The 13,923-nt window shown below is 37.9% G+C and carries 15 protein-coding genes; all 15 read left to right on the top strand.

The window, feature by feature from the left end:
- Positions 1-6 precede the first annotated feature (6 nt).
- Entirely contained in the window at positions 7-369 is a 363-nt protein-coding gene (locus JOE23_RS06830) for a hypothetical protein (RefSeq protein ID WP_204436935.1), read from the top strand.
- 62 nt (positions 370-431) lie between these two features.
- Positions 432-578: a hypothetical protein gene (locus JOE23_RS06825; RefSeq protein ID WP_204436934.1), complete on the top strand. Its 147-nt coding sequence runs from the start codon at positions 432-434 to the stop codon at positions 576-578.
- Between the two features lie 171 nt (positions 579-749).
- Positions 750-1,868: a hypothetical protein gene (locus JOE23_RS06820; RefSeq protein ID WP_204436933.1), complete on the top strand. Its 1,119-nt coding sequence runs from the start codon at positions 750-752 to the stop codon at positions 1,866-1,868.
- Positions 1,869-1,894: 26 nt separating this feature from the next.
- On the top strand, positions 1,895-3,553 hold the full coding sequence (locus JOE23_RS06815; protein WP_204436932.1) for a T7SS effector LXG polymorphic toxin: 1,659 nt from the start codon (positions 1,895-1,897) through the stop codon (positions 3,551-3,553).
- Positions 3,554-3,681: 128 nt separating this feature from the next.
- The gene (locus JOE23_RS06810; protein WP_239585314.1) at positions 3,682-4,506 is read left to right on the top strand and encodes a hypothetical protein; all 825 of its coding nucleotides are present in this window, start codon (positions 3,682-3,684) and stop codon (positions 4,504-4,506) included.
- Entirely contained in the window at positions 4,503-4,958 is a 456-nt protein-coding gene (locus tag JOE23_RS06805; protein WP_204436928.1) for a hypothetical protein, read from the top strand. The genes JOE23_RS06810 and JOE23_RS06805 overlap by 4 nt, the downstream gene beginning before the upstream one ends.
- Positions 4,955-5,410: a DUF5085 family protein gene (locus JOE23_RS06800; protein ID WP_204436925.1), complete on the top strand. Its 456-nt coding sequence runs from the start codon at positions 4,955-4,957 to the stop codon at positions 5,408-5,410. The genes JOE23_RS06805 and JOE23_RS06800 overlap by 4 nt, the downstream gene beginning before the upstream one ends.
- 229 nt (positions 5,411-5,639) lie before the next feature.
- Positions 5,640-5,936: a WXG100 family type VII secretion target gene (locus JOE23_RS06795; RefSeq protein ID WP_204436924.1), complete on the top strand. Its 297-nt coding sequence runs from the start codon at positions 5,640-5,642 to the stop codon at positions 5,934-5,936.
- 122 nt (positions 5,937-6,058) lie between these two features.
- Entirely contained in the window at positions 6,059-6,493 is a 435-nt protein-coding gene (locus tag JOE23_RS06790; RefSeq protein WP_204436922.1) for a type VII secretion EssA family protein, read from the top strand.
- Positions 6,474-6,740: an EsaB/YukD family protein gene (locus tag JOE23_RS06785; protein WP_204436920.1), complete on the top strand. Its 267-nt coding sequence runs from the start codon at positions 6,474-6,476 to the stop codon at positions 6,738-6,740. The genes JOE23_RS06790 and JOE23_RS06785 overlap by 20 nt, the downstream gene beginning before the upstream one ends.
- Before the next feature lie 20 nt (positions 6,741-6,760).
- Positions 6,761-7,960, top strand: a complete 1,200-nt coding sequence (gene essB, locus JOE23_RS06780; protein ID WP_204436918.1) for a type VII secretion protein EssB — start codon at positions 6,761-6,763, stop codon at positions 7,958-7,960.
- 62 nt (positions 7,961-8,022) lie between these two features.
- Positions 8,023-12,468, top strand: coding sequence for a type VII secretion protein EssC (gene essC / locus JOE23_RS06775; protein ID WP_204436916.1), 4,446 nt, complete (start codon positions 8,023-8,025; stop codon positions 12,466-12,468).
- A 10-nt stretch (positions 12,469-12,478) separates the two neighbouring features.
- Positions 12,479-12,904: a YwqH-like family protein gene (locus JOE23_RS06770; RefSeq protein ID WP_204436913.1), complete on the top strand. Its 426-nt coding sequence runs from the start codon at positions 12,479-12,481 to the stop codon at positions 12,902-12,904.
- Positions 12,897-13,172, top strand: coding sequence for a TIGR04197 family type VII secretion effector (locus JOE23_RS06765; protein WP_204436910.1), 276 nt, complete (start codon positions 12,897-12,899; stop codon positions 13,170-13,172). The genes JOE23_RS06770 and JOE23_RS06765 overlap by 8 nt, the downstream gene beginning before the upstream one ends.
- 33 nt (positions 13,173-13,205) lie before the next feature.
- Positions 13,206-13,923, top strand: a 718-nt coding sequence (locus JOE23_RS06760; protein ID WP_204436907.1) for a T7SS effector LXG polymorphic toxin, incomplete at its 3' end; no start/stop codon positions are given.

The following is a 13,923-nucleotide window of genomic DNA, read 5'->3' as shown; positions in this document are numbered from 1 at the left end:
GATAACATGCTTGAGAGTAGCATTATGGAGACTGGGAAAATGTATATCTCAATGGTGCTCATTGTCTTTATGATTGCCATGGCCGTTTTCGTTTTCCAAGTACAGCAGTCTAATCACTTCACCCAGTATGTCAATTACCAAATTGAACGAGGTGGAGGCCTTACAGAGACAGTCATAGATGATATTAATGACTATAGTGAAGCGCACTTTAATGGGATCTTTAGTATTAGTCAATCCCAGGCTACTGGAAGACAACCTTTTGGAACTGTTGTGCAATATACGGCTGAAGCAAGGCTTCAAGTTTTCTTTTTTGAATTTGATCGGATTGTACTACCGATTAATGGATCGGCAACAACAATGGTCAGGTAACAGAAATTCGCATGCCAATTATGGACATGCTTTTTTAATTTCACTTGAAAGGTGGTGAGATAATGTTAGATCAAAATACGGATCGTTCGGGATGGGCTATGGTAGCGTTAGTTATATTAGGTGTTGCCTTAGTCATTATTGACAGAGCAACAAATAATATTGGGAATTTGGTTATAGAGCAAATTATACAACTTTTTAATGGTGTATAAAGATGCTCGATCATAGAGGAGGCTAATAGGTATAGTGCCAATGCTCTATGCTCATTAGCCTTTTATAATTAAAAAAATCGCCACACAACATGATACACCTAGAGACGATCATTACATAGGTGTATGCTTTACAACAGTTCTTCATAAAAAAAGTAGGGGTGGAGGGCTTACATGTACCTTATTGAATATAAAAATATTGATAATAAAGATAATTTAATAGAATTTAATGAACTGCTACCTTTGCCAGAGGCAAATGATATGTTGTTATCTGTTATCGAACGTTACAAGGAGCATGGAACTAAATCGAAGATATGGTATGAAATTATTGAAAAAGGAACAAATGAGGTGGTTTATAGTTCACGCTTGCTAATTTTTGACGATGTTGAAAGCTTATATGAGGTGATCAGAAGCAATCGGCGAATTGAAGAGCCAATTAAGGAATATATTGATCAAATCGAACGTGTTACCACCGATGTTCCTCTAAATGAAGCGATTGAAATGAATAATCATGTTCAAAAAGAGGCGATTCCATCTAATGCCCAACATGGAGAATCTGCTGAGCAAAACAAAGTATCCGACTATGAAACAACGATAACAACGCTTGAAGAAAAGATGAAGAAAACAATCGGTGATCTTGAGTTAATGAGAGAACAGTCGGAAAAGGAAAAGCTTGAAAGAGAGGAGGAACGACTCAGGCTTGAAGAAGAGCGCAAAGAAATGCTCGCTAGTAACATGGCTTTACAAGAAATTAACGGATCTATAGAAAGTAGATTGAGAGACTCATTTAGTATTTCGAGAATTTTTGAAGATAAAGAGAAATGGAAGGAATATGCTAAGCAGGCCTTTATCTATGCAAAAAAAACAGCCATTCTTATCAGAAGAGGCTCGCGCATTGTTTATGTCAAGCTGAGAAAAGCCATTATGCGCTATCAGCGAAATAAACAGAAGCAGCAGGTACTCGATCTTCAATTAAAAAAAGCTAAGCTGGAATTTATGAGTGAGCTAGAGACAGAAAGAAATCAGCAGATTAGGGTTGCGATGCGTAAGCAAAAGAAGCAGGAAAAGGCAACCTCTTCTATGCAACGTAAGGAAGAACGATATCTAAAGGAATTAAGAAGAAGAAAGAAAGGGAGATGGTCCTTTGGTGGTTTACTTAAGCTGCTGCTAGTCGTGTCAGTTGTGGTACTTATTATTGAGTATCTTTATAACGGGGATACGAGTACATTAACAGGGTTGCAGCAGCGGGTGTCAGAGCTTTATACAATAATAAAGAATGCACTAATGAAATAAATAAGAGGGAGGGGTGAGTATGGGTAATGAGTAAGCGAATTGATATTCAAGAGGTATACGAGCTTCAAAAATCATTTCTTTCTTATTCGAATTCTGTACAAACTAACCTTAGGGGCATCGAACGTGAAATTATTAATTTCTCTAGAGACAATACTTTTACTGGGCAAGCTGCCGGTCAAGCCAAGCGTTATTTTCAAGAATACCATCTAATAAACATAACAGCGTTTATCAATTTGTTTGCAGATTTATCTCGCAATCTTAATCAAAATCTTCGTGCTTTTCATGCTGAAGTAGATAGTCATCAACGAACGTTAGTTAGAGAATATGATTTAGAGGATATTCAAGAAGAGATTAGAGATGAGTTTAAAAAGGTCAAAAGTTACCATAATACAATTCACTCTACACTGCGAAATGTAACAGATATTGCTAGTGTTAGGGTTCCTTCTCTAGATGACGTAACAAGTGACAAAGATCAAAGTGTTCGTCATATCAATCAATTAAAGTCAGACCTTAATAGTTTTAATAGGAGGAAGCATACTAGTAAGATTGAAGCTGTGACAAGACAGCTCAATAATAATCTAAAACAAACGAAAGGTATTTCAGGTAATGCAAGACTAAAGCTCTATAATAAATTGGTAAAGAGTGGTGACCTTGACCAGTTAAAAGTTTATAATAAGGAGAATGCACTAAGCAAGCGTCATACTAGCACAGTACGTGCTTTAATAAATATGTATAGACCCGACAATCCAACTGTTCCTTTTAATATCTTTACGAATGGTGCGCTAAATCGTTATCTAATTGAGATGATTAGTGGTGGGCAGGTTAGAAGTGACAAAAATCTAGCTGGACTCTCTGAAAAACTATTGGGAGAATCAACTGCCTTGTCGACTGTGATGCAAACAATTATACAGGCAGATTCATTTGATACAGCATTGAAAATGATAAAGGCCAATAAAGGTAACAGTATTCTGGGTGCATACTCACATGTTAATTCAAGAACGGGGAGTTCTTCTTTTAGGTTAACAATTAATCGTGAAGGACTAGCAGCATTGGGAGTTGAGGCAGATTATCGAGCAATTAGTGATTTTAATTACCGTCTGCCTAAAAACGGGCAATCTTGGAGCGCGGCTGATGCTATTCGTGCACAACAGAATCAAACGATCTTAAGACCGGCCGACCAAAGATCTCTATTCAAAACGCAATTTACTAATTTAGGTGAAAAAGTAATTGGTAGACACCCCCAGATGCAATTCCTAGGTAGTGGTATGAAGCATGTGGGTAGTGCTGGATTGAAAGGAGCAAGTCAAGGAGCAGTAGAGGGCTTTACGGATTTTTATACTATATTTAGTAAAAATCAAAGCAAAGTAGCCTTTACCTCTAAAGCTGTAGGTAATGCAGGGACTTTACTATCATTCTATTCAAATTATGATGAAGCGCGTAACAAGGATGGACTAAGTGTGGGTGAATCTATTGGCAGAGCAAGTTTGGACACAACAATTGATACGGTTGTAGCAGGGGCTGTGCAAAAGGGAATAACTGCAGGGATGACCGCAGCTATACCAATACCAGGTGTAGGAACTGCGGTTGGAGCAGTAATAGGTATAGGTGCAGTATGGGCATTAAATCATGATTGGGGGGGCAATGGGAAAACGGCTATGGATGTCGTTAAGGGTTGGTTTAGGTAAATTTTAAATGCCATCTAGATTTAAGGGCCATTATTATTGGCCTTATTGGGTTATTGCGCTAGAGAAATTACAATTTAAAAAATTGTAATAACATAACTCTTAGAATACTTAATGAGGTGATTGATTTGTTGAAAAAAATAGCAGAAGAGGATTTTCTAGTCTTAAGGGGTCCATTTGAATCAGGAAGACAAAGTCCAAGTAGTTTAGCCAGTGCTTTTTTCGGAATTATATTAATTCAAGCTTTATTTCTATGGTTAGAACATTTCGCGAGTGAGGAATCAAATTTCCCTCTATATAGGAGTGTGTTTGTTAATCATCTCTGGTTCTCAATCATACTAACTGTCCTAATGATTATTTACATGATTCCAAGTGTTTATATGCGATCACAGAAAATACAATATTTACTTACCATTATTGTTTCGCAAAATATAGGGGGTGTATCAACTTATATTCTAGCGTTACTTGTAATAGCTTCCACGTTTACCTCTGACTTGAATACCCTAATGTTTATTATTAAAACGACATTATTAGGTGGGGTGTTAGTCTTTGTGATTACTTGGATAAGGTTTATGATTTTATTGAAAAAAGGGCATTATAGAAAAGGCTCAACGAAAGATCAGTTGAGACAAAAATTTGAGACCAAGTCTTTGTTGCCCTTTGCAACGGCTGTAGGGGTGCCGATAGTACTTGTTATGGTACCGTTACTACGCCTTGTCCAACCGGGGAATATAGAAGAATTATTTTTCACATGCTTGTTTCTTTTCGTTTTTTATACCATGCTCTTTATCCTTCCAGAGCAAATTGTCATCCTTTACTGCAAATATCGTTTTGATAGCTTTAATTTTGAAACTAACGGGTGGTTAAAGCCAGTCAGAGATCAAGAAGGTAAACCGGTGTCAACACATGATTTAATTTATGCTAATCAGTTTAATAATGAAGGAGTGAAAAAATGAAAATTGAACGCAGAGGTATGCAGTTTGATCATCTACTAAGTTATCAGGCTGTTCTATCAAGAGACAGATGGCAAGAGGGTATTTTTATTATGGAGGACCTTGCTGTTGGCGAGGGTATTTATCAAAATGGTCCATTTTTCTTCTCTGCCACAAATAATGAAGGAGAAAGCAGTTCAAGATCATTTACTTACTATATGCCTATAATTGGCCCGATTTCTATAGAGGAAAATGATGAATTTCACTTTAGAGATAAGTTTGTTATAGAGGACGCATTAGTTATGCGGCAGGCAGATCAATTGCTGGATTTTTATGAGGCAGAGACGAAACTACGTAAATATGCTTCTGAGCAGGATATTTCATTGGAAGCCAGAACCTATGTTGTGTTATTAGAGGTCTACAATGAAATTATGATAGATTTGTATATCCCAATTCAAGAATGGGGTAATTCATGATGCTGATAGGTCACCAAATAGCATACAGAAATGTTGCATCTAAATATTATCATTGCAAATCAGAGGACTTGCAACTGGCTTTTGAAGATTTTACTGCAATATTGGAAAGGTATCAGTACCACCCTACTGGAGATATGTTCTTTGCCCTCATGAGCGATCCAACAGAGGACGAGATGATTGTAGAAATTTTTTTACCTATTCAAGAATCAGTTTTTCGATCTATCGAAGGCGAACAAATATACTTTCAAAGCTATTATGCCATTAAGCCTATGATTATGACTAGAATAAAGGACCACTTTATTCAACAGGCTCAAGATAAATACTGGGAACTTTTTTCGTTTATACACCAACATAAGTTTAAGCAAAGAACACCAATATTTATTGAATATAAACAGACGAGAAATAATCAGTCTTATATTGAGATGGGTGTCGGTATTCACCCTGAACGCTAATGTAAACCCAATTAATCATTGGGTTTTTTTTAATCCTTATGAAAACAAGAACGATTCCATGGGTCTAAATACTCACTAAAAGTAAAAAACAAGTGATATTTTAGAACAATATATACTGTTTTTTACTTAAATGTATAAATTTGTTGATAATATATGAAAATTATACTATTATAAATTATAAAGTAGGAATAAAGTCACCCTACTAAAAAGGGAAAAGGAGAGGTTTAATATGGCAGGACAAATTAGAATGACCCCGGATGAACTGAAATCAAGAGCAAAGACTTATGGAAGTGGTTCAAGTCAGATTAATGATGTGTTAAAACAATTACAACGTCTTCAGAATCAATTAAGAGGCGAATGGGAAGGACGAGCCTTCGAGCGTTTTGATGGTCAATTTCAGGAGTTAGTTCCTAAGGTGCAAAATTTCTCACAATTACTAGTAGATATTCAGACTCAACTCGAAAAGACTGCACAAGCTGTACAGGATCAAGATCAAGCACTTTCTCAGAATTTTGGTCTCAGATAAAACTACTAAAATATGCTTAATTAATAAGCTACACAATAGCAATATTGTGTAGCTTAATTTTTAATAACTGATATTTCAGGGCTTAGCATTAAGCCCAATTTAAAATGATTGGGTAGATAAAGATGAAAAAAAGAATCACTTTCTATGTTGTTTGTATGCTATTATTTTTGCCTCCACTAATGGTTCAAGCTTCAGATAACGAGGTGAGAAGTGAGACTGAATTAGATAGGCAATATCCCGAGTTATTTAGTAAAGGTACAGAATTATCATTCCAATTACAACAGGAAAGGATAAAAGATCATATTGAAGAAGTTAAAGCGGATTTATTTGTTATAGATATTGAGGCGCGCAGTTTTATTGAGCAAACAAAGCCAAAGCTCTTCCTTGAAGAACATGCCATTCCGTCAAGTGATGAATTAATGGAAAAGGATGATAAAGGAGTCAACCTAAGTGTGTTAGGGATTATCGTATTATTTACGGTAGCTATCCTAATGGTTTATTTAAACATTCAAAGTAGACGTAAGGGGAGAATACTCAATGAAAACGAATCATATTGATGTCACAGTTGATTTAAGTGGTTATGGTATTGAGCAACCTTTTGATTTAAGAATACCTGTCCACATTACAATTAAACAGCTGATAATTAATATTGCAGACGCGCTGAGGCTTGAGTCTAAAACATTAGCTCCAGCTATCAGAGTTAAGACAAAAGAAATTATGATGATGGATGACGACATGCTAACAGATTATCCAATTGCAACAGGTGATATATTAACGATAATTGGTAGATCAGTTAACCTTTAACATACGGAGGGATATGGGAAATGGTAGAGCAAACAATTGAACTAGACGAATTAACAGTTTCTTTTAATGTTTTAGAGACTAAGAGAGAGGCCGTATTACCTAAATCGCAAACGCGAATTGAAAGTATTGATCAATTGCGCTTGTTAAAAGAGGCAAATAAGACGGTTTTTATCCCGATGAAAATAGACGAAAAAGAGGACGCATTTACTTTTTCGTTTCATATAGACAAATACATGAAAACTTGGCAAGACATTAAACGTTTACCTCGACATGAGAAGCTTCGCTTACTTAAAAATCTAACAAAGTTAAAAGGTTGTTTGTCTTCGAGAATAACGTTCTTTATTCATCCGGATAATCTGGTTTTCGATGAGAACCTTATGCCGAGAATTATTTTTCGTGGGATAAGAGCGTATAGCCCGCCTTTTAGCATAGATGAGCATATGCTCTTAAAGCAGATCAAGTGCTTTAGTGTAGCTTTACTATCAAATAAGCATTCTTTCGATAAGTTGTACAATGGTGGATTAGAACAGGCCAAAGATACAGAATTCGAAAGGAAGGTGCAGCAATTCAATCAATTAATTGAACTAGAGCAATATTTAGTCACCGTCTATAGCGCAGAAGAGCAACGCACAAACAAAAAAATGAAGTTAATTGCCATCAAGCAGTTTAAAATGTTCAAGCGATTAACCTTTGTCTTTGCTGCTTTAGCTATTGGGCTAGCAATCCCGTATCTCTATACGAGGCTAGTAACGCTACCGTTTCAAGCAGATTTAACAAGTGCTTATGAAGCGTACTTAGCCTCAGAATATGAGGACGTGATTGAAGTTTTATCAAGTTATGAGGTCGAGGAATTACCTGAAATGAGCCTATATACGCTAGCTCGCTCTTATATTTTCGAAGAAGAGCTTCCTGAAGAAAGTAAAGCTGTCTTAGCAAATAATCTAAGCTCAGAGACTGATCAAGACTACTTATTGTTTTGGGTTTACACAGGAAGAACACAACATGAGGAGGCAATGGACAAGGGCGTTTATTTAGATGATCCGCAGTTGATTATCTATAGTCTCATTAAGCAAATAGAACAAACGAGAGAAAACCCAGACCTTAGTGGTGACGACCGAAATGATCAAATTAATCAGCTGGAAGGTCAACTTGAAAACTACTTAGAGGAAACTGGGTTGGCCGCAGAAGCTCTATTAGAAGGAGAAGAAGAAGTAGAGTAAATGATATAAGTCTACTTAGAGCTGGTATCACCTGTTTTAAAGCAAAGGAGAGGAAGAGCGCTATGGATTATAAGACACTTGTAGTGTTGTATGAGGGAATCATGCACAAGGCATCACTTCCAGTAGATGCCCCTAAAGAAATGACTGTCGGCAATCAAACAAGTCACACGATTACCATTCCTTCACTTAAGCGGACGATTACTATCGTGTGGGAAGGTCAGGTGTGTTTAATAGATAAGCAAGTGCTTGATCAACAATGCTTGATCCCAATAGAAGACGGAGAATCGATTACTTTTTATCTAATAGATGATAGCAGGACATTTTTATACGATATCGCTGATAAAGATATGGTGACCATAAGTAAGCATGAATATGACGATATTGTTATTCAAGATATTGAAACGAACTTTATCATATATAGAGAACGACAGGGTTATACATTAGAAAAATATGATGGTCAAGCCTTTCAAAATGGTAGCAAAATAGAAAAGAACGGTTTATTAGAATATGGTGATCAGCTTTTCTTTGATGGCGTGAAATTAATTGTCTGGCAGGATGAAGTGATGATTTTTCCATCTCAAAAACGTATTAGTTCAAAGCTTACTAGACTAACGAAAAGAATGGATTCATATAGTACGACTTATCCGGATTATCACCGTTCTCCACGCATTATTTATCGTGAAAGAGAGGAAAAGAAGACCATTGCTAACCCAGCACATAAGCCCAATAAACCAAGTGAACAACTTGCGCGAACGATTGTCCCTCCTCTTATTATGGTGTTAGCATCTATTGTTATGTCTTTTTTTCAGCCGGGTGGTAGCTATGTTTTCCTTATGTTAGCTATGACCCTTTCGACGGTTGTATTTTCAGTTACTTCTTATGTTAAGAATTTAAAGCAATATCGTATTGATATGAAGGAAAGAGCAGAAGCTTATCAACATTATTTAGATCGAAAAACGAAGGAGCTTTATCGTGCTGCTCAAGAACAACACCATGCCCTAACCTATCATTATCCTAATGTGACCGAGATTAAACAAATGGCTTTAGAAGTTAATGCTCGCATCTATGAAAAAACAAAATACCACCATGATTTTCTACATTTTAGAGCAGGGCTGGGAGATATGAAATCTAGCTTTGAAATTGAGTTTTCAGATGAAGAATTCACTCAGGATCGGGATGAACTACTTAATCAAGCGCGTGAATTGCGCTCGCAATTCGAGGTGCTCGAAAACGTTCCGATCGTATCGTCTTTAACCAATGGTCCTGTCGGTTATATCGGGCAGAGGGGATTAGTGGTTGAGCAGCTACAGCTACTTATTCTGCAACTTGCGTTATTTCATAGCTATCATGATGTGCAGTTTGTTACGATCTTTCCAGAGAATGAAAAGCAGAGTTGGGATTGGATGCGTTGGCTTCCTCACGCAAAGCTACAAGAGTTAAATGTTCGTGGCAATATTTATCATGAGCGTTCTCGCGATCAAGTTTTGCATTCTCTCTATCAAGTGCTAAAAGAACGAAAGCAGCAGCTTGATGAGAAAGGAAATACGAATGAGCAGCTCATTTTCACACCACGATATATCGTTTTTATCACACATGAGCAGTTGATCATTGATCATATTATCATGGAGTTCTTTAATGAGGATCCGCAGGAACTAGGGGTTTCACTGGTCTTTGTCCAAGACGTCATGCAGTCATTGCCTGAGCATGTTAATACGGTTATTGACATTAGAGATTTTAAAAGTGGCAATATCATATTAGAAAATGGCGAACTAGTTAACAAGACTTTTAAACCGGATCATTTTCCGGAGGTATTTGATAAAGAAGAGGTCTCTCGAGCACTTGCACCACTCAACCATCTACAAAGTTTGAAAAATTCGATACCAGAGAGCGTGACATTTCTTGAGATGTATGGTGTAGAAACGGTAGAAGAACTTGATATCACACAGCGTTGGTTAACGAATGAATCGTATAAAACGATGGCAGTACCGCTTGGGTTGAGGGGTACTGATGATATTGTGCAGCTTAATTTACATGAGAAAGCACATGGGCCCCATGGCTTAGTTGCTGGAACAACAGGTTCGGGTAAATCAGAAATTATTCAATCCTATATTTTATCACTTGCAGTCAATTTCCACCCCTATGAAGTTTCATTTTTGTTGATTGATTATAAAGGTGGTGGAATGGCAAATTTATTTAAACATTTGCCGCATCTACTTGGTACGATAACTAACTTAGAAAAAGCGCAATCAATGCGAGCGCTAGCTTCTATAAAAGCGGAACTACAAAAACGCCAACGCCTATTTGGTGAGCATGACGTTAATCATATCAACCAGTATCAGAAGCTGTATAAGCAAGAGAAGGCTAGTGAGCCTATGCCTCACTTATTTTTAATATCAGATGAGTTTGCAGAATTAAAAGCTGAGCAACCAGACTTTATGAATGAGCTCGTTTCAACAGCAAGGATTGGGCGTTCTCTAGGGATCCACCTTATTCTGGCAACACAAAAGCCAAGTGGTGTCGTTGATGATCAAATCTGGTCTAACTCAAAATTTAAATTAGCATTAAAGGTACAGAACGCCAGTGATTCGAATGAAGTGCTCAAGACACCAGATGCTGCGGATATCACTTTGCCCGGTCGTGCCTACCTTCAGGTTGGAAATAATGAGATTTACGAGCTTTTCCAAAGTGCCTGGAGTGGCGCAGATTACATCCCTGATAAAGAGGATCCTGACTATATTGATACAACCATCTATGGGATTAACGACCTTGGTCAGTACAATGTTCTAACACAAGATTTAAGTGGTCTAGATCGAAGAGAAAAAGTAGGAAGTGTTCCATCAGAGCTGGATGCGGTCATTGAATATATTCAGGATTATGCAGAGGTCCATCAAATCGCACCATTACCTCGCCCTTGGTTGCCACCATTGCCGGAGCGTATCTATGCAAATGAACTAACAGATGCACACTTTCAAAATGATTGGCAAACTAATAAGCGATCTTTAGAGGTAGTGATTGGCATGCTTGATCAACCAGAGCTACAAAAACAATCCCCTCTAGCCATTGATTTAAGCAAGGATGGTCACTTGGCTATTTTCTCTAGTCCAGGCTATGGTAAATCAACATTTTTACAGAGCATGGTTATGTACTTGGCACACCGCCATACACCTGACCAATTACATCTTTACCTGCTGGATTTTGGTACAAATGGCTTGCTACCGCTTAAGCAATTACCACATGTAGCAGATACACTGCTTATTGATGAGTATGAAAAGATAGGGAAATGGATCAGGATTATCAGTAACCAAATTAATGAACGGAAAAAGAAATTAAGTGAATATGGTGTAGCTGACATTGCCATGTATGAACGGGCAAGTGGTGAAGCCATTCCACATATTTGCATCATTATCGATAACTTTGATTCAGTGAAGGATGTTGATTTTGAAGAGGAATTTAGCAAAGTTACTACTCAGATAGCACGAGAAGGTGCAAGTATCGGTATTCATCTAGCCATTAGTGCGGGCCGACAAAGCTCAATGAGAATGCCATTGATTTCTAATATAAAAAGACAACTTGCCTTATACATGATTGATGATATTGAAGTGCGTACGATTGTCGGCAGTACAGATGTTGATATTGAAGAGATCGCAGGTCGTGGCTTAATAAAGTTAGATAATGCTGTCCTCTTCCAAGCCATGTTACCAGCAGTCGGTGAGAATACACTAGAAATGATTGAAAGCATACAGGCAACTACGAAGGAAATGGATGATGCTTGGTCAGGAGATCGTCCGGATGAAATCCCGATGATGCCAGATGGTGCCATTAATTTTGAACAGTACAAGCAGAAGCGTAAGACTAAAGAGCTAGTCAAGGGCAATCAGCTGCCACTAGGGTTAGACTTTGAGTCGGTATCACCAATTGGTTTTAACCCAGAATTAGAAGGAATGCTAGTGGTTATGAGTGATCGGAAGGATGGCTTGGAAAAACTAACAAACGCTCTCGGGCAAAATATGTCGTTACTTAAAGATTCAATGGATACTGCTATTTTTGATTCCGCAGATGGTGCATTGGGACATTTAGAAAGTGAAATGAATTCGTATTATAAGGATACAGACGCACTTCTTTCGGCCAAAGAAACCCTACTTGAAGAAATTAGCGGTCGAAGTGAAGGCTATTTAGACAAGGTAAAACAAATTATTATTATTAGGGATTTAGATGACTTTGTAGAGCGATGTGACTTAGATGATGATGAAGCAGAAGTTTTATTCGAACAAGGACCTGCTGTGAATATTTATTATGTCATTTGTGGTACGGCTGATTATATTGCGACAAGCTACGAAAGAACCATCAAATTAGTCCGCAAGCTCGCAACAATAGGTTTAATATCTATGCGACTAAGTGATCAGGATATGTTTAGTCAACCCTTCATTCGTCAGGAATCTTATCCAAAGCCTTTTGAAGCATACTATGTCAGAGAGCATGAACATATTAAGATCAAGGTCACACAATAGGAGGAGAAAAATGAGTCAGCTACTGCATCTTCAAAATAGAAAGCGGAATCTATCATGGAAAATTACAAATAATCGAACAACCATTCGTAATTTGGATAATAGATTAACACGTCTCAAAAATGCAAAAAGACAAATATCTTCAGCCTTGACCACGCTACGCTCTTCACGAAATAAAGTGAATCGTTTATCAGTGAGTGCTTTAGCATGGCGAGGAAATCGCAAGAATAATTTTAATGAAAAGTATGATAGATATAAAAGCAGTGTTAAAACATATGTTACTAAAGTAGAAGATTCACTTGAAAGTATATCAGAGGAAATTAGTAACATTGAAGCAAAAAAATCAACATATTTGGCTAATATTACTGCGATGCAAAATACAATTGAGATATTAAACACTCAGATTGATGTTATAGAAAGGACGATGAAAAATGGCTAAACAAGTTTCGATTAATATAAATGAATTTAATACTAACGTTAGCAATTTAAGAAAATCGGTAGGCAATTTAAAAAATTCATACAGAGTCAAGGGCTATAGAAAAACAAATACGAAGCCCTTTAACCGAGACCTGGAGTACATAGCAGATGCGCTAAGCTTACTGAGCAAGTACAAGAAAGTGTTAGAGGCAGATATTACCCTGTTAATCCAAACCGGAAAAGGCATTCAAGATATTGATAGACAAGTATCTAATCTGTCTGGTAGATAGACATTATGGTAAACTAAAAGGAGGAGAAACTGCATGGTAACCCGTGTCAATATGGAGGAAGTCCGAGGCTTTCGGGATGAAACGCGTGTATTATGTCGCGAGGTACTGGGTGATTTACAGACAATTCGTCGTTCATTGGAGGCGATGGGCCAGATGCGTGGTTTTTCCGGCCAAGCCGCTGACCAAACCAACCGTTATGTTCGCACCTTTCACCTGACCATCGTGAAAACCTTTGACAGCCTGTTCACCGATCTATTGGTGAAGCTAAATCAAGATATCCAAGCCTTTCATAGGGAGGTAGATACAGCGAGTCGGACGCAAATCAATCGCCAGGCCCTTCTGGAGCTACGGGAAGATATCCAGGATGATTACCGCCAGTTTTATCGAGGGTATGAACGGGCGCGTGATAGTCTGTTGGAGGTTTTTGATATTAGTGGGGTCAAGGTGCCGGCAATTAAGAACGTCAGTCAGGATAAGGGGGCAACCCGTGAATATATCAGCGAGGTGCTTGATGATCTCAAAGGGTTTGACCGCCGAAAAAAGCCCCGTCAGATTGAGTCGGTCTTAGACCAACTGCGGAAAACATTAAACCAAACGAAGAAGCTCCCCGCGCCTTTAAGGGCAGGGCATTACCAGAAACTCGTGACCCAGGGTGGACTAGACGGATTTAACATCTACTCGAACATCGTTGGACGAAATCCCGAAACGCGCCATGTCCATGGCCAGCTTGATGCGCTCGGTATTCGTCCCG

It is taken from the genome of Amphibacillus cookii (assembly GCF_016908375.1).
GTDB classification, from domain to species: Bacteria; Bacillota; Bacilli; order Bacillales; family Amphibacillaceae; genus Amphibacillus_C; species Amphibacillus_C cookii.
This window is presented reverse-complemented; position numbering and strand designations above follow the sequence as displayed.

Excerpts from the sequence above, each read along its gene's own strand:
- JOE23_RS06800 (WP_204436925.1), top strand. The coding sequence starts at position 4,955 with ATGATGCTGATAGGTCACCAAATAGCATACAGAAATGTTGCATCTAAA.
- essC (WP_204436916.1), top strand. The coding sequence starts at position 8,023 with ATGGATTATAAGACACTTGTAGTGTTGTATGAGGGAATCATGCACAAG.
- JOE23_RS06765 (WP_204436910.1), top strand. The coding sequence starts at position 12,897 with ATGGCTAAACAAGTTTCGATTAATATAAATGAATTTAATACTAACGTT.
- JOE23_RS06830 (WP_204436935.1), top strand. The coding sequence starts at position 7 with ATGCTTGAGAGTAGCATTATGGAGACTGGGAAAATGTATATCTCAATG.
- JOE23_RS06825 (WP_204436934.1), top strand. The coding sequence starts at position 432 with ATGTTAGATCAAAATACGGATCGTTCGGGATGGGCTATGGTAGCGTTA.
- JOE23_RS06795 (WP_204436924.1), top strand. The coding sequence starts at position 5,640 with ATGGCAGGACAAATTAGAATGACCCCGGATGAACTGAAATCAAGAGCA.
- JOE23_RS06790 (WP_204436922.1), top strand. The coding sequence starts at position 6,059 with ATGAAAAAAAGAATCACTTTCTATGTTGTTTGTATGCTATTATTTTTG.
- JOE23_RS06770 (WP_204436913.1), top strand. The coding sequence starts at position 12,479 with ATGAGTCAGCTACTGCATCTTCAAAATAGAAAGCGGAATCTATCATGG.
- JOE23_RS06815 (WP_204436932.1), top strand. The coding sequence starts at position 1,895 with ATGAGTAAGCGAATTGATATTCAAGAGGTATACGAGCTTCAAAAATCA.
- JOE23_RS06820 (WP_204436933.1), top strand. The coding sequence starts at position 750 with ATGTACCTTATTGAATATAAAAATATTGATAATAAAGATAATTTAATA.
- JOE23_RS06785 (WP_204436920.1), top strand. The coding sequence starts at position 6,474 with ATGAAAACGAATCATATTGATGTCACAGTTGATTTAAGTGGTTATGGT.
- JOE23_RS06805 (WP_204436928.1), top strand. The coding sequence starts at position 4,503 with ATGAAAATTGAACGCAGAGGTATGCAGTTTGATCATCTACTAAGTTAT.
- essB (WP_204436918.1), top strand. The coding sequence starts at position 6,761 with ATGGTAGAGCAAACAATTGAACTAGACGAATTAACAGTTTCTTTTAAT.